At 69.5% G+C, this 17631-nt stretch carries 21 protein-coding genes; 5 read left to right on the top strand and 16 right to left on the bottom strand.

The features are described 5' to 3' along the window. The first annotated feature begins 7 nt into the window (after positions 1–7). Genes V6S02_RS04260 through V6S02_RS04245 form a run of 4 tightly spaced genes read left to right on the top strand, consistent with a single transcriptional unit; the run spans position 8 to position 2622 of the window. Positions 8–658 (top strand): hypothetical protein, encoded by a 651-nt coding sequence (locus V6S02_RS04260; RefSeq protein ID WP_336399972.1) that lies wholly within the window; start codon positions 8–10, stop codon positions 656–658. Then, positions 655–954, top strand: coding sequence for a transcriptional regulator (locus V6S02_RS04255; protein WP_124292949.1), 300 nt, complete (start codon positions 655–657; stop codon positions 952–954). Before V6S02_RS04260 ends, V6S02_RS04255 begins: the two co-directional genes overlap by 4 nt. After that, positions 951–1856, top strand: coding sequence for an ABC transporter ATP-binding protein (locus tag V6S02_RS04250; protein WP_336399971.1), 906 nt, complete (start codon positions 951–953; stop codon positions 1854–1856). Before V6S02_RS04255 ends, V6S02_RS04250 begins: the two co-directional genes overlap by 4 nt. Before the next feature lie 13 nt (positions 1857–1869). Then, positions 1870–2622, top strand: a complete 753-nt coding sequence (locus tag V6S02_RS04245) for an ABC transporter permease (RefSeq protein ID WP_336399969.1) — start codon at positions 1870–1872, stop codon at positions 2620–2622. A 19-nt stretch (positions 2623–2641) separates the two neighbouring features. Here V6S02_RS04245 and V6S02_RS04240 read toward each other — a convergent pair whose 3' ends face one another. The 11 genes from V6S02_RS04240 to infC form a co-directional block, all read right to left on the bottom strand. Continuing rightward, positions 2642–3628, bottom strand: a complete 987-nt coding sequence (locus tag V6S02_RS04240; RefSeq protein WP_336399968.1) for an NAD-dependent epimerase/dehydratase family protein — start codon at positions 3626–3628, stop codon at positions 2642–2644. Between the two features lie 65 nt (positions 3629–3693). Beyond that, positions 3694–6225 (bottom strand): phenylalanine--tRNA ligase subunit beta, encoded by a 2532-nt coding sequence (gene pheT / locus V6S02_RS04235; protein ID WP_336399967.1) that lies wholly within the window; start codon positions 6223–6225, stop codon positions 3694–3696. Next, complete coding sequence (gene pheS / locus V6S02_RS04230; RefSeq protein ID WP_124292944.1) at positions 6225–7274, bottom strand: phenylalanine--tRNA ligase subunit alpha; 1050 nt, start codon at positions 7272–7274, stop codon at positions 6225–6227. Before pheS ends, pheT begins: the two co-directional genes overlap by 1 nt. A gap of 51 nt (positions 7275–7325) precedes the next feature. After that, positions 7326–8246: an amino acid ABC transporter permease gene (locus V6S02_RS04225; protein WP_336399966.1), complete on the bottom strand. Its 921-nt coding sequence runs from the start codon at positions 8244–8246 to the stop codon at positions 7326–7328. Further along, entirely contained in the window at positions 8243–8890 is a 648-nt protein-coding gene (locus V6S02_RS04220) for an amino acid ABC transporter permease (protein WP_336399965.1), read from the bottom strand. Before V6S02_RS04220 ends, V6S02_RS04225 begins: the two co-directional genes overlap by 4 nt. Positions 8891–8956: 66 nt before the next feature. Then, entirely contained in the window at positions 8957–9829 is an 873-nt protein-coding gene (locus V6S02_RS04215) for a glutamate ABC transporter substrate-binding protein (RefSeq protein WP_336399964.1), read from the bottom strand. 72 nt (positions 9830–9901) lie between these two features. Beyond that, on the bottom strand, positions 9902–10696 hold the full coding sequence (locus V6S02_RS04210) for an amino acid ABC transporter ATP-binding protein (RefSeq protein ID WP_336399963.1): 795 nt from the start codon (positions 10694–10696) through the stop codon (positions 9902–9904). Between the two features lie 109 nt (positions 10697–10805). After that, positions 10806–11615 (bottom strand): TrmH family RNA methyltransferase, encoded by an 810-nt coding sequence (locus tag V6S02_RS04205; protein WP_336399962.1) that lies wholly within the window; start codon positions 11613–11615, stop codon positions 10806–10808. Between the two features lie 80 nt (positions 11616–11695). Continuing rightward, entirely contained in the window at positions 11696–12079 is a 384-nt protein-coding gene (gene rplT, locus V6S02_RS04200; RefSeq protein ID WP_124292938.1) for a 50S ribosomal protein L20, read from the bottom strand. Positions 12080–12112: 33 nt separating this feature from the next. Then, on the bottom strand, positions 12113–12307 hold the full coding sequence (rpmI, locus tag V6S02_RS04195) for a 50S ribosomal protein L35 (protein WP_124292937.1): 195 nt from the start codon (positions 12305–12307) through the stop codon (positions 12113–12115). Between the two features lie 88 nt (positions 12308–12395). Next, positions 12396–13028: a translation initiation factor IF-3 gene (gene infC, locus V6S02_RS04190; protein WP_124292936.1), complete on the bottom strand. Its 633-nt coding sequence runs from the start codon at positions 13026–13028 to the stop codon at positions 12396–12398. A gap of 241 nt (positions 13029–13269) precedes the next feature. Here infC and V6S02_RS04185 point away from each other — a divergent pair, with 241 nt between their 5' ends. Next, positions 13270–13665, top strand: coding sequence for a DUF1844 domain-containing protein (locus V6S02_RS04185; RefSeq protein ID WP_124292935.1), 396 nt, complete (start codon positions 13270–13272; stop codon positions 13663–13665). 18 nt (positions 13666–13683) lie between these two features. Here the strand turns inward: V6S02_RS04185 and V6S02_RS04180 are convergent, their stop codons facing one another. From V6S02_RS04180 to V6S02_RS04160, 5 genes are read right to left on the bottom strand one after another with little or no spacing between them, the layout of a single operon-like run. After that, a complete protein-coding gene (locus V6S02_RS04180) occupies positions 13684–14472 on the bottom strand; it encodes an SseB family protein (RefSeq protein WP_124292934.1) in 789 nt (262 codons plus the stop codon). Beyond that, complete coding sequence (gene priA, locus V6S02_RS04175) at positions 14456–15202, bottom strand: bifunctional 1-(5-phosphoribosyl)-5-((5-phosphoribosylamino)methylideneamino)imidazole-4-carboxamide isomerase/phosphoribosylanthranilate isomerase PriA (protein WP_124292933.1); 747 nt, start codon at positions 15200–15202, stop codon at positions 14456–14458. The genes V6S02_RS04180 and priA overlap by 17 nt, the downstream gene beginning before the upstream one ends. 52 nt (positions 15203–15254) lie before the next feature. After that, the gene (hisH, locus tag V6S02_RS04170) at positions 15255–15905 is read right to left on the bottom strand and encodes an imidazole glycerol phosphate synthase subunit HisH (RefSeq protein WP_336399961.1); all 651 of its coding nucleotides are present in this window, start codon (positions 15903–15905) and stop codon (positions 15255–15257) included. After that, positions 15902–16510: an imidazoleglycerol-phosphate dehydratase HisB gene (hisB, locus tag V6S02_RS04165; protein WP_124292931.1), complete on the bottom strand. Its 609-nt coding sequence runs from the start codon at positions 16508–16510 to the stop codon at positions 15902–15904. Before hisB ends, hisH begins: the two co-directional genes overlap by 4 nt. Further along, positions 16507–17601, bottom strand: a complete 1095-nt coding sequence (locus V6S02_RS04160) for a histidinol-phosphate transaminase (RefSeq protein ID WP_336399960.1) — start codon at positions 17599–17601, stop codon at positions 16507–16509. Before V6S02_RS04160 ends, hisB begins: the two co-directional genes overlap by 4 nt. Positions 17602–17631: the final 30 nt, after the last annotated feature.

The raw sequence follows: 17631 nt of genomic DNA, 5'->3' as shown, positions 1-17631 counted from the left end.
TGTTTGCGTGAGTGATCCAACGAATCCCGGCAGAGATCAGGCGGAGCGGATGCTGCGGGTCATGCAGTCTCAGCAACGGATGACCCAGAGCCGCCTGGTGCGCAGCTACGTCGTGCTGCTGGCGGTGTGGGCTGCGGCCTGGGCGATCGGTTTCGGCGTGCTGTATCTCTCCGCGACACCCGACCCCCTCGTTCCCGCAGCCGCCGCGTGGCCGGTCTTCGCCGCCTCCATCGTGGTCGCCATCGTCTGGTCGATCGCCACCGGCGTGAGAAGCGCCTCATCCGGGATCCGCGGTGCTTCCCGCGTCCAGGGGATGCTGTACGGCTGGTCGTGGACGGTGGCGATGGTCGGTGCATCCATCCTTCTCGCGGGTGCCCAGCGCGTCGGCCTCCCGCCCGACACCGCCGCCGTGCTCTACCCCGGAGTGTTCGCCCTCGTCGTCGGGATCCTCTACCTCGGCGGCGGCGCACTCTGGCGCTCCCTTCCGCAGTATGCGCTCGGGGTCGTCTTCATCGCCGTCGCCGGGATCGCGACGTTCCTCGGCACACCCGTGCACTACCTCGTCTACGCGGTCGTGGGTCCGATCGCGATGCTCGTGGTCGCGGTGCTCCTCGGCCGCGGTGTCCTGCCGCTCGAGCCGCGACGGGACACCGCGTGAACGATCTCGATCCGGTCATCCACGCTCCGGCGCGGCTCCGCATCATGACGGCACTCACCGAGGCACTCGCCGACGGCGATGACATCACCTTCCCCGCCCTCCAGAAGCTCCTCGACATGACCGCGGGGAACCTCACCACGCACCTGGCAAAACTCGAGGCCGCCGGTTACGTCGGCATCGCCAAGGCCTTCTCCGGCCGCAAGCCCACCACCTTCATCACGCTCACCCCCACCGGGCGCACCGCATTCCGCACCTACCGCGCTCACCTGCTCGACCTTCTCGGAGGATCCTCATGACCCGCCCCGTCCAGCTTCTCGGCGTCACCAAGCGCTTCGGCGACGTGACCGCACTCGACGACGTCTCGCTCGCGGTCGATGCCGGGGAGTGCGTGGGTCTTCTCGGGCCGAACGGCGCCGGCAAGACCACGGCACTCTCCCTCCTCACGGGCGTCCGACAGCCGACATCGGGAACCGTTCGCCTCTTCGGCGCCGACCCTCGCGACCCCGCGGCCCGACGTACCCTGGGGAGCACGCCCCAGGCGACGGCGCTCCCCGACTCTCTGCGGGTCAAGGAAGTGCTCGAGCTCGTCGCGGCGCACTATCCGGCACCGGCGCCCCGGGACCGGATCGTGTCGGAGTTCGGTCTCGACGACCTCGTCGACGCCCTGTGCGGCGGGCTGTCGGGCGGCCAGCAGCGCCGCGTCGCCGTGGCGATGGCGTTCGTCGGAGACCCCCGCCTCGTCCTCCTGGACGAACCGACCACCGGGCTCGACGTCGAGGGGCGGCGTGCGCTGTGGCAGGCCGTGCGCGCCCGACACGCGGCGGGCTGCACGGTCATCGTCACCAGCCACCATCTGGAGGAGATCGAGCAGCTCGCCGAGCGCGTGGTCGTCATCGACGACGGGCGCATCCGAGCGGATGACACGCTGTCATCGATCATGGCCGGTGTCGGCCGCCGTCGGGTCACGCTGCGCGGCGTCGAGCCGGCGCACCTTCGCGCCCTCGAGCCCGACGCCGCCATCACCGTCGTCGACGGCGCATCCCTCGGCCCTTCCGCCCTGGTCAGCGCGGTCGTCTCCGACGCCGACGCCTTCGTGCGAAAGCTCGTCGCACACGAGCTCCCCTTCTCCGACCTGCAGGTGCGCGGCGCCACGCTCGAAGAAGCCTTCCTCTCGCTCACCTCACCCTCCTCCCGCTGACGATCGGAGACCCATGTCCACACTCGCCCTGGCCGCGACCCACGCCCGCTACAACCTGGTGGAGACCTCCCGCGTGCCCATCGCCGTGCTCGGGTCGCTGGTCTTCCCGAGTCTCGCCTTCTGCCTGTTCGTGCTTCCGCAGCCCGCGGTGCGGGGGTCAGCGGAGTTCGCCACCGCCGCGCTGTGCTCGATGGTGGTGTTCGCCTTCATGTCGGCGGGCCTGTTCTCCCTCGGCATCGAGCTGGCCGAGCAGCGGGCGAAACCCTGGGCCCCCTACCTGCGAACCCTTCCCGGAGCGGCGAGCGCCCGCATCCTGGGTCTGCTGTCGGCGACCCTGGTGATCTCCGTGACGGCGATGGTGCCGCTTCTCGTGATCGGTGGCCTCTTCACCCAGGCTCGCCCCGAACCCCTCGATGCTCTCGGAGCGATGGCCCTGGCGGTCGTGACCGCGGCCCCGTCCGGGCTCATCGGCATCCTCATCGGTACCCTGACCGGCCCGAAGGCCGCGATCGCGGTGACGCAGGTGGCGATGTTCCTCCTCGCCTTCGGCGGCGGACTGTTCCTCCCCCCGCAACTGTTCCCGCGGTGGCTCGACGTCGCCTCGGCTTTCCTCCCCGTCCGTCAGGCGCGCGAGATCGTGGTGAACGTCGCGCTGGGCACCGCGGTTCCCCTCTGGGCGGTCATCGGCATCGTGGCCTGGACGCTGGTGCTCTCCCTCGTCGCCGTCATCGCCTATCGGCGCGACGAGGGTCGCCGATACCGCTGACGGGATACGCCACGCCGGCTCAATTCCTGCCCCGCCGCACCGCGATGAGCTCCTCCTCCTCCGCGCGCGTCAGCCCGCTGCTGCGCTCGCGGGCGAGCCCCCGCGCGCGTTCGTCGGCGAGGGTGCGCCGGAGGGTGTCGCGGACGTCGCGGAGCGAGCCACCGGCGGCGCTGTACGCGGCATGCGAACGCGTCGCGAACCCCGGCATGTCGCTCGGCAACCACAGCGGGAGTGACCGCGGCCCCATCCAGTACTGCACGTCGTGTGCGACCAGCCACTCGTCGTCCGCCTCGACGACATCACCGCCGTGACCCGCCACCTCTCGGGCGGCGTCGATGAGCGCGCGGAGCGGCATCGGGTCACCGACGGCGTTGGACACGATCGCGCGCTTCTCCGCCCCGCACCTGACGAGGAAGGCGGCGAGGTCGTCGACGTCGATCACCTGCGCCATACGGCCCTCGAACGTCGGCGTGAGGACGGGCTCCTCCCCGGCGAGCGCGAAGCGCGCGACCCAATAGCCGAACCGATCGGTGGGGTCGCCCGGGCCGACGATGAGGCCCGGGCGCACGATCGCGGCCCGATCACCGAAAGCGTCGCGGACGGATGCCTCAGCGGCGGCCTTCGCACGCGAGTAGTCGTACTCCTCCCCCGGCCGAAGCGGCGCACTGACCTCGGCGCCCTCGTCGGCGCCGACGACGTCGTTCGCCGCGTACACCGACAGCGACGACACGTACGTCAAATGACGGGCGACAGGCGCGAGCGCGGCGACCGCCGCTGCGACGTGCTCTGGCGTCGAGGAGATCTCGACCACCTCGTCCCACTCGCGCTCGGCCACGGCGTCGTACGCTCCCGGCGCCGCCCGGTCGGCGGCGATGAGCTCCGTTCCGTCCGGTGCGGGTCGCCCGCCGCGCGCAAGACAGGTGACGCGGGCACCTGCGTCCGCCCAGGCGCGGGCGACCCGACCGCTCAGCCAACCGGTCCCGCCCAGGATCAGCACATTCGTCATCCTGACATCCCATCAGAGCATCGGGCGGGACGACACCGCGTTCCGCTCCGGGCAGAGCGCAGCGGCTACTCGCGCAGGCTCGCCCCGAAGCGCTCCGCGGCGACGGCGACGCCGGCGAGCTTCGCCTCCGTCGCCTCAGCAGCGGTGAGCGTGCGGTCGGGCGCACGGAAGCGGAGGGCGAACGTCAGACTCTTCGAGCCCTCCGCAACCCCAGCCCCCCGGTAGTCGTCGACGAGTCGCAGCGACTCCAGCAGGTCGCCCGCGCCGTCGACGAGCGCGGTGCGGACATCGGATGCCGGTACGGCGGCGTCCACCACGAGCGACACGTCCTGCGTGGCCGCCGGGTAACCCGACAGCGACGCAGCAACGACCTTCTCGCCCGCGAGGGAGAGCACGAGGTCGAGATCGAGTTCGGCGACGATGACCCGGCCGGGGAGGTCGGCATCCTCCGCGACGGACGGGAGGAGCTCCCCGACGTAGCCGACGGCGGTCGCGCCGACGGAGAGGACTCCGGTGCGTCCGGGGTGCAGCGCCGCGCGCTCGCCCTGCGCGACCTCGATCGTCACGCCCGCCGCCGCAGCGATCGTACGAACGGCGTCGAGCGCGTCTGCGACACCGGCGTGTTCCGCGGCGAGGCCGGGCTGCTTCGACGTGATCGACCCGGTGAGAAGCACCGCGACATGGCGGTGCTGCGGGGGGATCGACGCGTCGAGGGCCGTCAGCGTCGCAGCGTCCGGCCGGATCGCCAGGGGCGGAACGACCTCGGTGCCGTAGGCGATTCCCGGCTTCGGAAGGAACACGACGCCGGTCTCGAACAGCGCCAGATCGGTGAGACCTCGCGCGACGTTCCGGTGCGCCACACGCAGCAGCCCCGGCACGAGGCTGCGGCGGAGGAACGGCGCCTGCCCGTCGAGGGGATTGGCGAGCTTGACACTCGGCAGGTGCGCCCCCGACGCCGATCCGTGCAGATCGTTCTGCTCTTCGGTCGTGAAGGGAAAGGACGGTGTCTCCACGTAGCCGGCGGCGGCGAGCGCGTTCGCCACGCGACGTCGCCCCTGCTGCGCCGATGTCAGACCGCGGCCGGACGGCGGGGTCGGCAGCACAGAGGGGATGCGGTCGTAGCCCTCGATGCGGGCGACCTCCTCCGCCAGGGTCCACTTGTCCGTGAGGTCGGGGCGCCATGACGGCGGGAACACGACCCAGTTGCGGTCGTTCTCGCGCACGTCGCACCCGATGAGCTCCAGGGCGCGGACGATCTCGGCTTCGGTGTAGTCGACGCCGATCAGCGCGGGCACGAACGGGCGCGGGAGCTCGACGCCCGGCGTTTCGATCGTCGCGTGAAGCGCGCCGCCGGCGCGGGTGTCGGTGCCGCCGGCATACTGCACCATCAGCTCGGCGACGCGCGCTGCGGCGACGAAGGCGATCGCCGGGTCGACGCCGCGCTCGAAGCGGCGTGACGCCTCGGAGGGCAGCTTGTGACGGCGGGCTGTGCGGGCGATCGAGACGGGGTCGAAGGTCGCGGCCTCGATGAGCACGTTGCGCGTCGACGAGGTCATCTCGGTCGTGCCGCCGCCCATGACGCCGGCGAGGCCGATCGGTCCCGACTCGTCGGTGATGAGCAGATCCTCAGGGCTGAGCTCCCTCACCTTGCCGTCGAGGGTCTCGAGCTTCTCGCCCGCGACCGCGCGACGAACGGTGATGCCCCCGCGCAGTGTGTCGAGGTCGTAGCCGTGGATCGGCTGTCCGAGCTCCACCATGACGTAGTTGGTGATGTCGATGAGGATGCCGAGCGAGCGGATGCCGGCGAGCGAAAGCCGCGCGATCATCCACGCCGGCGTGGGCTTGGTCGGATCCACGTCGCGGACGATGCGTGCGACGAACTCCGATGCCCCGACCCGGCCGCGGATGGGGGCCCGATCGTCGACGGCAACGGCGAAGGCCGTGTCGTCGTGGAGGTTGACCTCTCCCCATTCGCGCGATCCCGGGTCGCGGAAGGCCGCACCGGTCGCGTGGGAGTACTCGCGTGCGACGCCGCGCACCGACAGCGCATACCCGCGGTCGGGCGTGACGTTGATGTCGACCGCGGCGTCGTCCAGACCGAGCAGCGTGATCGCGTCCGAGCCGACGGGAGCATCGATGCCGAGCTCCACCAGGCGCAGGATGCCGTCGTGCTCATCTCCCAGGCCGAGCTCCTTCGCCGAGGCGATCATGCCGTCGGAGACATGACCGTATGTCTTGCGCGCCGCGATCGGGAAGGGACCGGGCAGGACGGCGCCGGGAAGGGTGACCGGCACCTTGTCGCCGACGAAGAAGTTGCGCGCACCGCACACGATGCCGTGCACGGCGGGTCCGCCGTCGGCGGCCGGCTCTCCGTCAGGTGCGACCTGCACCTGGCACCAGCGAATGGTCTTGCCGTTGGACTGGGGCTCCTCGACGAACTCGAGCACTTCGCCGACGACGATCGGGCCCTGCAGGTCGAAGCGGTGCACGTCCTCCTCTTCGAACCCGACGCGCACGAGCGCGGCGAGCACGTCCTCGGGGGCGGCGTCCGCCGGCACATCGACATACTCACGCAGCCACGAAAGCGGGACGCGCATCAGACCACCATCCCGAACTGCTCGCTGAAGCGCACATCGCCCTCGGCCATGTCGCGCATGTCCTGCACGTCACTGCGGAACATCAGTGTCCGCTCGATCCCCATTCCGAACGCGAAGCCCGAGTACTCCTCGGGGTCGATCCCTGCCGCGCGCAGCACGTTGGGGTTGACCATGCCGCATCCGCCCCACTCGATCCAGCGCGCCCCGCCCTTGAAGGTCGGGTGCCAGAGGTCGAGCTCGGCCGACGGCTCGGTGAACGGGAAGTAGTTGGCGCGGAAGCGCGTCTTGGCTTCGGGCCCGAACAGCACGCGTGCGGCGTGGTCGAGCGTGCCCTTGAGGTGCGCCATCGTGATGCCCCTGTCGATCACGAGTCCCTCGAACTGGGTGAAGACCGGCAGATGGGTGGCGTCGAATTCATCGGTGCGGTACACCCGGCCGGGGCACAGAACGTAGATCGGCAGGTCGCGCTCGAGCATCGAGCGCACCTGCACGGGGCTGGTGTGCGTGCGCATGACGAGGTGTCGATCGACCGGGTCGACGAAGAAGGTGTCCTGCATCTGGCGCGCCGGGTGGTCGGCGTCGAAGTTCAGAGCGTCGAAGTTGAACCACTCGTGCTCGAGCTCGGGACCTTCGGCGATCTCCCACCCCATGCCGACGAAGATGTCGGCGACCTGCTCCTGGAGGAGGGAGATCGGATGCCGCGCGCCGACCCGGGCGCGGGCGGGGAGCGCCGTCACATCGATCCGCTCGGCCTCGAGGCGCGCGGCGGTCTCGGCTGCCGCCACCTCTGTCTCGCGGGCGGCGAGAGCCTGGGCGACCCGGCCGCGTGCCTGCCCGATGAGCTTGCCGAATTCGGCCTTGCGCTCGGGCGCCACGTCGCGAAGGCGCGCGTTCAGGCGCGACAGTGCAGACCCCTCGCCGGCGTGCGCGGCGCGAGCCGCTCTGAGCGAGGCGGTGTCGGCCGCGGCGCCGACGGCGAGCAGGGCTGCGTCCACGGCAGCAGCAACCGCCTCAGGGGTGATCTCGGGCTTTTCGGGGGCGTCGGACACGAAGACCGAGTCTACCGACGCGGCGGGCGGGGCCCGACGTCCGACAGACGACTACGTGGCGCGCGACTGCCGAGCGGACGAACTCGCCTGGGCGACGAGGATGGCCTGGTCGGGATCGACCGGGTCGCCCCCGCGCTTGCGCGAGCGACCGCCGCCGCTGGCCGTGCGGCGCGAGAGCCAGCGCGCGAACCACGACAGCGAGAGGTTGATGGCCAGATAGATCACCAACGCGACGGCGAAGAGCGAGAAGAGGTAGCGGTTCCCGTAGTACGAACTCAGGTTGTTCATCGTCACGCGGATGAGTTCGGGGTACGCGACGATGAACCCGAGCGATGTGTCCTTCAGCAGCACGACCAGCTGCGCGACGATGATCGGCAGCATCTGGCGGAAGGCCTGGGGGAACTCAACCAGCATCTTCGACTGGAAGGAGCGCATCCCCACACTCAGCGCGGCCTCACGCTGGCCCCGCGGCAACGCCGCGAGACCCGCACGAAGCGCCTCGCCGATCAGGGTGCCGTTGTAGAGGATGAGGGCGATCACGACCGCCCAGAAAGGAGCGGTGGAGGCCAGCAGCAGGATGAAGAGCATCATCAGCAGCACCGGCATGCCCCGCAGGAACTCCAGCAGCCAGGCGACGGGGATCCTGATCCAGGCGTGGTCGGAGCTGCGCAGCAGTGAGAAGACCATTCCGAGGAGGATCGCTCCGACGGCGGCGACGGCCGCCGCTCGGAGGGTGCCGAGGACGCCCTCGCCGATGAAGGTCCAGACCTCGGTGTAGGTGAAGATGTCCCACCGAGCCGGGTCGAGAATCGCGGGAACCTCGACGCCGCCCGAGATCCGAGGGGTGGCGAGGATGACGATCACCCAGGCGAGCACTGCGGCCACGACGAGACCGAAGACGATCGACAGGATCAGAGACAGACGTCGGGCCCGCGGACCCGGCGCGTCGAAGAGGACACTCGAACCGCTCATCGGCGCACCACCAGTCTCTTCTCCAGCTGCGCGGCCATCAGGCCGAGGGGAACGGTGACAACGAGGTAGAGTCCGGCGGCGACGAGGAGGATGGGCACGACGAGGTTTCCGAACTCGTTGGTGAGTTCCCTCGTTGCCCCGAAGATCTCCACCACGAAGAATCCGCCCGCGACGGAGGTGTTCTTCGTCAGTGCGATGAACACGTTGATCAATGGCGGGATCGTCATCCGGAACGCCTGAGGAAGAACGACAAGCGACACCGTCTGGCTGAACCCGAGGCCGATGCTGCGCGCTGCTTCCGCCTGGCCGATCGGCACCCCGTTCACCCCGGAGCGCAGCGCCTCCGCCACGAACGGGGCCGTGTAGTAGACCAGCGCCGCAATAGCGAGGGGAACGAACGGCACGCGCAGACCGAGAAAGGGCAGCACGAAGGCGAAGAAGAAGAAGACGAGGGTGAGAGGGGTGTTCCGAGCCACTTCGGTCCATACCGCCGACACCGTCCGCAGCGTCGCCACCGGGGAGATGCGCATCGCGGCGAGGAGCGTTCCCAGCACCAGAGCCAGAAGACCGGAGGTGACGAGAAGAAGCAGGGTCGTCCGGAATCCGTCCCAGAAGGTCGGGATGATGATGCTCCACGGATCCATGGACGCTCCTCTCTCTTCGGCGTGGGGCGGGGTGCCCGGCTCGAAGAAGCCGGGCACCCCGATGATTCAGTAGCGGTCGACGGCCGGCGGCTCGACGAACTCGAGGATGGTTCCCGCGGTGGCATCCCACGCGGCCTCGTACGAACCGTCCTCGTAGGACTGCTCGAGGATGTCGTTGATCCAGTTGCGGAAGTCGGTGTCGTCCTTGGCGAGCCCGATGCCGTAGGGCTCATCGGTGAACGGTTCACCGACGACCTTGAATTCGCCCTCGTTCTGGGCCGCCAGGCCGGCGAGGATGACGTTGTCGGTCGAGACCGCGACGACCGCGCCGTTGCGCAGGGGCTCGAGGCAGTTCGAGTAGGTGTCGGTCAGCAGCACCTCGGCCCCGAGCGCCTCGAGGTTGGCGGCCGGCGTTGAGCCCGAGACGGAGCAGACCGGCTGCCCCACGAGGTCCTCTTCGCTCTCGATGTCGGTGTTGTCCGCCAAGGTCAGGATCGACTGACCCGCCATGTAGTAGGGCCCTGCGAAGGAGATGACTTCCTTGCGGGCATCGTTGATCGTGTAGGTCGCGATGACGATGTCGACCTGCCCGTTCTCGATGAACGGTTCGCGGTTGGCCGAGACGGTCTCGACCCACTCGATGTTCTCCTCGTCGATGCCGAGATTGGCGGCGATGATCTTGCCGATCTCGACGTCGAAGCCTTCGGGGGTGCCCGACGGGCCGAGCAGGCCGAACAGCGGCTGGTCGAACTTGGTGCCGATGCGGATGGTGCCGGCCTCGTTCAGCTCGGCCATCGTCGTACCGGCGTCGAACGACGCCTCCGCCTCGGGGGTGATCTCCGGCGCGGCGGAGTCGTTCGGGCTGCCGGACTGGCAGGACGTCAGGGCCAGCAGCCCCGCAGCCGCCACGGCGATCAATGACAGTCGTGTGCGCTTCATCTCGGTTCCATTCTTTGCTGTGCGGGACCGTTGTGCGGTCCCTCGGTTCGCGGCCTCGGACGGCCGCAGGGATCAGTGCTCCAGGATCTTCGAGAGGAAGTCCTTCGCCCTGTCACTCGTCGGATTCGTGAAGAAGCGTTCGGGTGGCGCTTCTTCGACGATCGCTCCGTCTGCCATGAAGAGAACACGATCTGCGGCCTTGCGCGCGAAACCCATCTCATGGGTGACGACGATCATCGTCATGCCGTCGCCGGCCAGCCCGATCATCACGTCGAGCACCTCATTGATCATCTCGGGGTCGAGCGCGCTGGTGGGCTCGTCCATCAGGATGAGCTTCGGATTCATCGCCAGTGAGCGCGCGATCGCCACGCGCTGCTGCTGGCCGCCGGAGAGCTGGTTCGGCATCTTCCTGGCCTGGTTGGCCACGCCGACGCGCTCGAGCAGCTGCATCGCACGCTCGTCGGCTTCCTTGCGCTTCATCCCCCGCACCCGCATCGGGCCGAGAGTGACGTTCTCCAGGACCGTCTTGTGTGCGAACAGGTTGAACGACTGGAAGACCATGCCGACGTCCGCGCGCAGTCGAGCGAGCGCCTTGCCCTCTTCGGGGAGGGGCTCACCATCGATGACGATGCGACCGGAGTCGATCGTCTCCAACCGGTTGATCGCGCGGCACAGCGTGGACTTGCCCGACCCTGAGGGTCCGATGACCACGACGACCTCGCCGCGGTTCACGACGGTGTCGATGTCCTTGAGCACGTGAAGATCACCGAAGTGCTTGTCGACGTGCTCGATCACCACGAGGGGCTCGCCGCGACGAACCGCGATGTTGGACGTCCGCGGCGCCGCCGTTGGTGCATCAGATGCCATGCCTGCCACCCTAGGCCGACGGCCCCGTCGACACCGGTCAAGTGAGCAGACCTTAACCGAGTTGTAACAGCAGCTGTTTCACACCGGCTGACGCTGCGCGTGGGAGATCTCAGCCCTGCGCGAGCACCGCGCGCTGCGCGAACGCGGTCTCGTAAAGGCACACGCTCGCGGCTGTGGCGAGGTTCAGCGACTCCGCAGCGCCATAGATCGGCAGACGCAGCGACACGTCTGCGAGGGCGAGGGCTTCGGGTTCGAGCCCCCTCGCCTCATTGCCGAACAGCCACGCCGTAGGCTCCGCCAGCGACGGGCGATGGGCGAGGAAGTCCTCTCCCCCGACATCCGCCGCGACCACGCGAACGCCCGCCGCACGCGCGCGCTCGACGGTGGAGACGAGATCGACGCCCACGGCCACGGGGAGGTGGAAGAGCGAACCGGTGCTCGCCCGGACCACCTTCGGGTTGTAGGGGTCGACGGTGCGACCGGTCAGGATGACCGCGTCGGCGCCGACCGCGTCGGCGGCGCGGATGATCGTGCCGAGGTTGCCCGGATCGCGCACCTCCTCGCAGATGGCGAGCAGTCGGGGTTCGGCGGCGAACACGTCGCGCACCGCGGTGGGGGTCTGCCGGGCGACGGCGACGATCCCCTGCGGGGTGACCGTGTCGGCCATCGCGTCGAGGACGGCCTCGCTGGCGAAAGACACCTCGATGCCGGCGTCACGCGCGGCATCCCGGATGTCGGCGTGCTTTTCCAGCGCGGTCGGCGTCGCGTAAAGATCGACGACCGTGTCCGGCCGATACGCCAGCACCTCCCGGGCGGCCTGCGGCCCCTCGAGCAGGAAGAGCCCCGTCTCCTGACGGGCGCTGCGCTTGGTGAGCTTCGCCACGGCGCGCACGCGCGGCGACCGCGGATTCTCCAGCACAGCCCCAGCATACGGGCGCGAAGGGCAAGCGACAGGGCACCCCTCCGTCCGGAGAGGTGCCCTGTCGAGGATGCCGGGAGTCAGGCGCTCTTGGGAGCGTTGACGTTCTCGGGCAGTGCCTGCTTGGCCGTCGCGACGAGCGAGGCGAAGACGGCCGGCTCGTTGACCGCCAGCTCGGCGAGCATGCGGCGGTCGACCTGCACGCCCGCAAGGCCCAGGCCCTGGATGAACCGGTTGTAGGTGATCCCGTTCTGACGGGCAGCGGCGTTGATGCGCTGGATCCACAGGCGGCGGAAGTCGCCCTTGCGCTTACGGCGGTCGCGGTAGGCGTAGACGAGCGAGTGGGTGACCTGCTCCTTCGCCTTGCGGTACAGCCGCGAACGCTGTCCGCGGTAACCGGACGCGCGCTCGAGGATGACGCGACGCTTCTTCTGGGCGTTGACAGCCCGCTTTACTCTGGCCATTTCGTTTCGTTCCTAACCTTCGAGTCCGGGTGCTCAGCGACCGAGCAGCTTCTTGGCGACCTTGGCGTCGCCCGGGGCGAGGACCTGGTCCTGCGAGAGGCGACGGGTGCGCTTGGTGGGCTTCCCCTCGAAGTTGTGGCGCAGGTTCGCCTGCTGCTTCATGAGCTTGCCGGTGCCGGTGATCTTGAAGCGCTTCTTGGCACCCGAATGGGTCTTCTGCTTCGGCATCTTCTCGTTCCTTCTGGTCTCGCCCGGAGGCGGGGTGGGATCCCGCCGGAGCGGGAGTCTGATCCCGCACGGCGTGCGGGAAGTCGGGTTATTCGGCCGGCGCCTCGGCGTCGCTGCGCGGCGCGCGGGCGGCTTCCTTGTTGGCGGCGCGCTGCGCGTTCTGCTCGGCCTTGGCCTCGGACTTGTTCTTGTGCGGTGCGACCACCATGGTCATGTTGCGTCCGTCGATCGTGGGGTTGGACTCGACAGTCCCGAACTCCGCGACATCCTCGGCGAACTTGCGCAGAAGACGCACGCCCTGCTCGGGGCGGGACTGCTCCCGGCCGCGGAACAGGATCATGGCCTTGACCTTGTCGCCGGCCTTCAGGAAGCCTTCGGCGCGCTTGAGCTTGGTCTGGTAGTCGTGAGCCTCGATCTTCAGGCGGAACCGCACCTCTTTGAGGACGGTGTTGGCCTGATTGCGGCGGGCCTCCTTGGCCTTCTGCGCGTTCTCGTACTTGAACTTCCCGTAGTCCATGATCTTGACCACGGGGGGCTTGGAGTTGGGGGCGACCTCGACCAGATCGAGATCGGCCTCCTGAGCCAGACGCTGCGCAACCTCGATGCGGACGACGCCGACCTGTTCGCCGTTGGGGCCGACGAGTCGGACCTCGGGAACGCGGATGCGCTCATTGGTGCGGGGATCGCTGATGCGGAACTCCTCTTCGGTGGCGGTTGGCATCCCGCGACGCGGTGCGACGCGGGGCGATCGAAGAACCACCCACCAGCGACGGCGCGTGAGCGCCGACTTTCCGCACCCGGTCCGTTTCCGGCTACCCCGAGCGCAGTGCGGCCGAGGCGGAGTGCTTGACCCGGTAGCCTGGAGCGGCAAGCGCGGGTGGGATGTGATCCTCTTTCGAACCGGAGCAGATTGCTCCGAGCCCGCTGAAGTCTACCAGAGAGTGCGAGCGGCCAGCATCGACATGGATACCCGAGACGATTCCGCGCCCGCGGGCGATTTCCGACCCGCCCAGTGGGAGGAGCAGGATGCCGCGGCGTCGGCGGCCACGCGAGACATCGCCGACGTGCCGGCGGTCGAGGTCATCACCACCACGGCGGTGCACCTGATGAGCGCCGCCGCGGTGAAGGTGGGGCTCGCCGACGACCCCGCGACCCAGCTCGACCTCGACGAGGCCCGCAAGCTCATCAACGCGCTGGCGGGACTCATCACCGCCGGAGCTCCCGAGATCAGCGACATGCACGCCCGGTCGCTCCGCGACGGCCTGCGCTCGCTGCAACTGGCCTTCCGCGAGGCATCCGTCATCCCCGACCCCATCGGCAAAGGACCTGGCGAGAAGTGGACGGGCCCGGTGACCTGACCGGGTCCGGTCGATGGATCAGGCGCCGCGACGGAGTTTGATCGTCAGGGAGTCCACGAGCACGGCGATGCGATCATCGGCTGCCCAGCGCTTGGCAAGGCGGGCCAGCACGGCGTCGAGCTCGCCGCGATCCAGACCCTGGACGAGCTGAAGCTCGACGACGAGCTCCGGGCCGCGCAACCGTGCCGTGGGGTCTCCCGGCGCGAGGGAGAAGTCGATGACGGCGAGCTCGCTTCCCACGCTCTCGCGAAGACCGGCGTAGACCTCCGGTGAGGTGAAGCTGGGCTCCCAGCCCTCACCCTGCGCGATCGCCCACACGGCGGGCCTCCGCAGCACGAACTCCGTCGGCGACCCCGGGTCGATCACGATCAGCTCGGTGTCCTCAGCGGCCACGGCGAGGGCGGTGCGCACCCCGTCCGCCGGCACCGGACGTGCGCCGGCATCCCATCGCGTCATGGTTTCGACGGAGGTGAAGACGGGGAGGACGCGGCGACCGTCGGGGGCGGCCACCGACACGATCGACAGCTCCTGGGTCTTGTCCACGGCGAGACCGTGCGGACCCACCCCCTCGTCGCCCTTCTCCGCGATGAGCGGAATCAGAAGCCGCGCGGTCCGGTAGGCGTCGACGACCGCCCGCTCATCGCCCTCGCCGCGCCGGAACGCCTCGAGGGCCGCCAGCAGCTGCGGGTCGGCACGGCCGTCGTCACCGGCGTGCGGGTTGGGCTGGAAGGCGCGCCCCTCCCAGGGCACCCCCGCCGAGTCGGCGTGGGCGGGGTGATCGTGCGAGGGGTCAGTGTCCGGCGACATCCAGAGCCTCACCCAGGGTGAAGGCCCCGGCGTACAGCGCCTTGCCGACGATCGCACCTTCGACGCCGAGGGGCACCAACTCGCGGAGGGCGGCGATGTCGTCGAGGCTCGAGACCCCTCCCGACGCCACGACCGGCTTCGGGGTGCGCGCCGTCATCTCGCGCAGCAGTTCGAGGTTCGGACCGCGAAGCGTCCCGTCCTTGGTGACGTCGGTGACGACGTAGCGGCTGCAGCCCGCGCTCTCGAGGCGCGTCAGCACCGTCCACAGGTCGCCGCCGTCGCGCGTCCATCCGCGCGCGGCGAGGGTCGTGCCGCGGACGTCGAGGCCGACCGCGACGAGGTCGCCGTAGCGCCCGATCACGTCGGCCGCCCACTCGGGGTTCTCCAGGGCTGCCGTACCGAGGTTGACCCGGGCGGCGCCGGATTCGAGCGCGGCCTCGAGCGAGGCGTCGTCGCGGATACCGCCGGAGACCTCGACCTGCACGCCACGGACCTGCTTGATGACCTTCCGTAGCACCGCGGCATTGCTGCCGCGCCCGAAGGCGGCGTCGAGGTCGACGAGGTGGATCCACTGGGCCCCCTGGCGGGCCCAGTCCAGCGCCGCCTCCACGGGGTCGCCGTAGTTGGTCTCGCTGCCGGCTTCACCCTGGGTCAGTCGCACCGCTTTGCCGCCCGCCACATCGACGGCGGGGAGAAGGGTCAAAGCGGGCGTGGACGCGAAATCGTTCATGGCTCCCTGCGGGGTCGTGGGGCGCGGAGGATCGCCGCGCGAAGGCACGGTTTCAGAGGGTAGCCCTGCGAAGGCCCGTGATCCAATTGGCCAGCAGCCGTATGCCGGCCGCCCCCGACTTCTCGGGGTGGAACTGCGTGGCCGAGAGCGGCCCGTTCTCGACGGCGGCCAGGAACGGCTCGCCGTAGGTCGTCCATGTCAGCGCCGGCTGGGGGAAGGGGTCATGGACCTCGAGCTCCCAGGTTTTCGCGGCGAACGAATGCACGAAGTAGAAGCGCTCATCGGCGAGCCCGGCGAACAACCGGCTCTGCGGATCGGGGGTGACGGTGTTCCATCCGATGTGGGGAAGAACCGGCGCGTCGAGCTGCGTCACCTCGCCCGGCCACTCGCCGAGCCCCGCGGTGTCGACGCCGCGTTCACGTCCCCACTCGAAGAGGACCTGCATGCCCACGCAGATGCCGAGGACGGGAAGGCCGCCGGCGAGCCGACGTTCGATGAGCTCGTCCCCGCGCCGGGCCCGGAGCGCCTCCATCACCGCCCGGTACGCGCCGACGCCCGGCACCACGAGTCCGTCGGCATCGCGCACCAGTCCCGGGTCGGCGGTCAGGCGGGCATCGGCACCGGCTTCGACGAGCGCCTTGACGGCGCTGTGGACGTTGCCCGACCCGTAGTCGAGGACGGCGACGAGCGGACGGTCGCTCACAGAGCCCCTTTGGTGCTGGGAACGCCGTCGACCAGGGCGTCCCACGCCTTGGCCGCCCGGAACGCCCGGGCGAACGCCTTGTATTCCGCCTCGGCGATGTGATGAGGATCACGGCCGCTCAGCACCTCGACGTGGAGGGTGAGCCCGCCGTGGACGGCGAGGGCTTCGAAGGTGTGCCGGACAAGCGAGCCGGTGAAGTGGCCGCCGATCAGGTGGAACTCGAATCCTGCCGGCTCGCCCCCGTGCACGAGGTAGGGCCGCCCGCTGATGTCGACGACCGCGCGGGCGAGCGCCTCATCCAGTGGCACCATGGCGTCGCCGTAGCGGGAGATCCCGGCCTTGTCGCCGAGAGCCTGGCGGATGGCCTGGCCGAGGACGATCGCGGTGTCCTCCACCGTGTGGTGAGCGTCGATGTCGGTGTCGCCGTGGGCGCGGACGGTGAGGTCGGTCAGGGAGTGCTTCGCGAAGGCCGTGAGCATGTGGTCGAAGAACGGAACCGTGGTCTGGATGCTGCTTCGACCGGTCCCGTCCAGATCGAGCTCGAGCTCGACGGTGGACTCACTGGTCGCACGGCGAAGCGACGCGGTACGCGCAGGACGGGTCATGCGCCCGAGTCTATCGACGCCAGGGCGTCCAAGAAGGCGGTGGTCTCTTTGTCGGTGCCGGCCGTCACCCGCAGGTGGTGCGGGATGCCGACGTCACGGATCAGCACGCCCCGGTCATAGAGCGCCTGCCATGTCGCCGCGGGGTCTGACACGCCTCCGAAGAGCACGAAGTTCGTCCATGACTCGTACGGTTCGTACCCGAGGGCCGACACCGTCGCCGAGATCCGGTCGCGCTGCGCGACGATGTCATCCACCATCCGCAGCATCGTCGGCGCATGCTGGAGCGCGGCGGTCGCGGCAGCCTGGGTCAGAGCGCTCAGGTGGTACGGCAAGCGCACCAGGCGAAGCGCGTCGATGACGGCCGGATCCGCGGCGAGGTAGCCCACACGCGCTCCGGCGAAGGCGAAGGCCTTGCTCATCGTGCGCGAGACCACCAGTCGCGGCCGGTCGGGCAGGAGCGTCACGGCGGACGGGGCGTCGTGGGGCGCGAACTCGACATAGGCCTCGTCGACGATGACGATGCCGCGCGTCGCACCGTAGACGGCGTCGATGACCTCGAACGGGAGCGGTGTACCCGTCGGGTTGTTCGGAGCGCACAGGAACACCACATCGGGTTGGGCCGCGGCCACCTGGGCGGCGGCGGACTCGGCGGAGACCGTGAAATCGTGCGCGCGGGTGCCCGCCTGCCAGGTCGCTCCGGTGCCCCGGGTCAACAGGGGGTACATCGAATATGTCGGGGCGAATCCGAAGGCGGTCCGCCCTGGGCCGGCGAACGCCTGCAGGAGATGCTGGAGGACTTCGTTCGATCCGTTGGCCGCCCAGATCTGCTCCCGGACCAGGCCGTGACCGAGGTAGTCGGCCAGGTGCTCGCGCAGACCGGTGAACTCGCGGTCGGGGTAGCGATTCACCTCGCGGAGCGCGATCGCCACAGCGTCGAGGATGTCGTCGGCCACCTCCGCCGGAACCGGGTGGGTGTTCTCGTTGACGTTCAGCGCCACGGGCAGTTGAGCCTGCGGCGCGCCGTAGGGGGTCTGTCCCCTCAGATCGTCGCGGATGGGAAGGTCATCGAGCGTCGCACTCACCCTTCCCATCGTACGGCGCCTCGCCCGTCGGGCCTGCGG

It is taken from the genome of Microbacterium sp. CCNWLW134 (assembly GCF_037083565.1).
In the GTDB taxonomy this organism is placed as follows: domain Bacteria; phylum Actinomycetota; class Actinomycetes; order Actinomycetales; family Microbacteriaceae; genus Microbacterium.
The sequence above is the reverse complement of the archived record's forward strand: the minus strand, read 5'-3'. Positions and strand labels throughout refer to the sequence as shown.

Excerpts from the sequence above, each read along its gene's own strand:
- V6S02_RS04225 (WP_336399966.1), bottom strand. The coding sequence starts at position 8,246 with ATGAGCGGTTCGAGTGTCCTCTTCGACGCGCCGGGTCCGCGGGCCCGA.
- V6S02_RS04180 (WP_124292934.1), bottom strand. The coding sequence starts at position 14,472 with ATGTCGCCGGACACTGACCCCTCGCACGATCACCCCGCCCACGCCGAC.
- priA (WP_124292933.1), bottom strand. The coding sequence starts at position 15,202 with ATGAACGATTTCGCGTCCACGCCCGCTTTGACCCTTCTCCCCGCCGTC.
- pheT (WP_336399967.1), bottom strand. The coding sequence starts at position 6,225 with ATGCGCGTCCCGCTTTCGTGGCTGCGTGAGTATGTCGATGTGCCGGCG.
- V6S02_RS04210 (WP_336399963.1), bottom strand. The coding sequence starts at position 10,696 with ATGGCATCTGATGCACCAACGGCGGCGCCGCGGACGTCCAACATCGCG.
- infC (WP_124292936.1), bottom strand. The coding sequence starts at position 13,028 with ATGCCAACCGCCACCGAAGAGGAGTTCCGCATCAGCGATCCCCGCACC.
- V6S02_RS04220 (WP_336399965.1), bottom strand. The coding sequence starts at position 8,890 with ATGGATCCGTGGAGCATCATCATCCCGACCTTCTGGGACGGATTCCGG.
- V6S02_RS04160 (WP_336399960.1), bottom strand. The coding sequence starts at position 17,601 with ATGGGAAGGGTGAGTGCGACGCTCGATGACCTTCCCATCCGCGACGAT.
- V6S02_RS04245 (WP_336399969.1), top strand. The coding sequence starts at position 1,870 with ATGTCCACACTCGCCCTGGCCGCGACCCACGCCCGCTACAACCTGGTG.
- V6S02_RS04185 (WP_124292935.1), top strand. The coding sequence starts at position 13,270 with ATGGATACCCGAGACGATTCCGCGCCCGCGGGCGATTTCCGACCCGCC.
- rplT (WP_124292938.1), bottom strand. The coding sequence starts at position 12,079 with ATGGCCAGAGTAAAGCGGGCTGTCAACGCCCAGAAGAAGCGTCGCGTC.
- hisB (WP_124292931.1), bottom strand. The coding sequence starts at position 16,510 with ATGACCCGTCCTGCGCGTACCGCGTCGCTTCGCCGTGCGACCAGTGAG.
- rpmI (WP_124292937.1), bottom strand. The coding sequence starts at position 12,307 with ATGCCGAAGCAGAAGACCCATTCGGGTGCCAAGAAGCGCTTCAAGATC.
- V6S02_RS04215 (WP_336399964.1), bottom strand. The coding sequence starts at position 9,829 with ATGAAGCGCACACGACTGTCATTGATCGCCGTGGCGGCTGCGGGGCTG.
- V6S02_RS04250 (WP_336399971.1), top strand. The coding sequence starts at position 951 with ATGACCCGCCCCGTCCAGCTTCTCGGCGTCACCAAGCGCTTCGGCGAC.
- V6S02_RS04240 (WP_336399968.1), bottom strand. The coding sequence starts at position 3,628 with ATGACGAATGTGCTGATCCTGGGCGGGACCGGTTGGCTGAGCGGTCGG.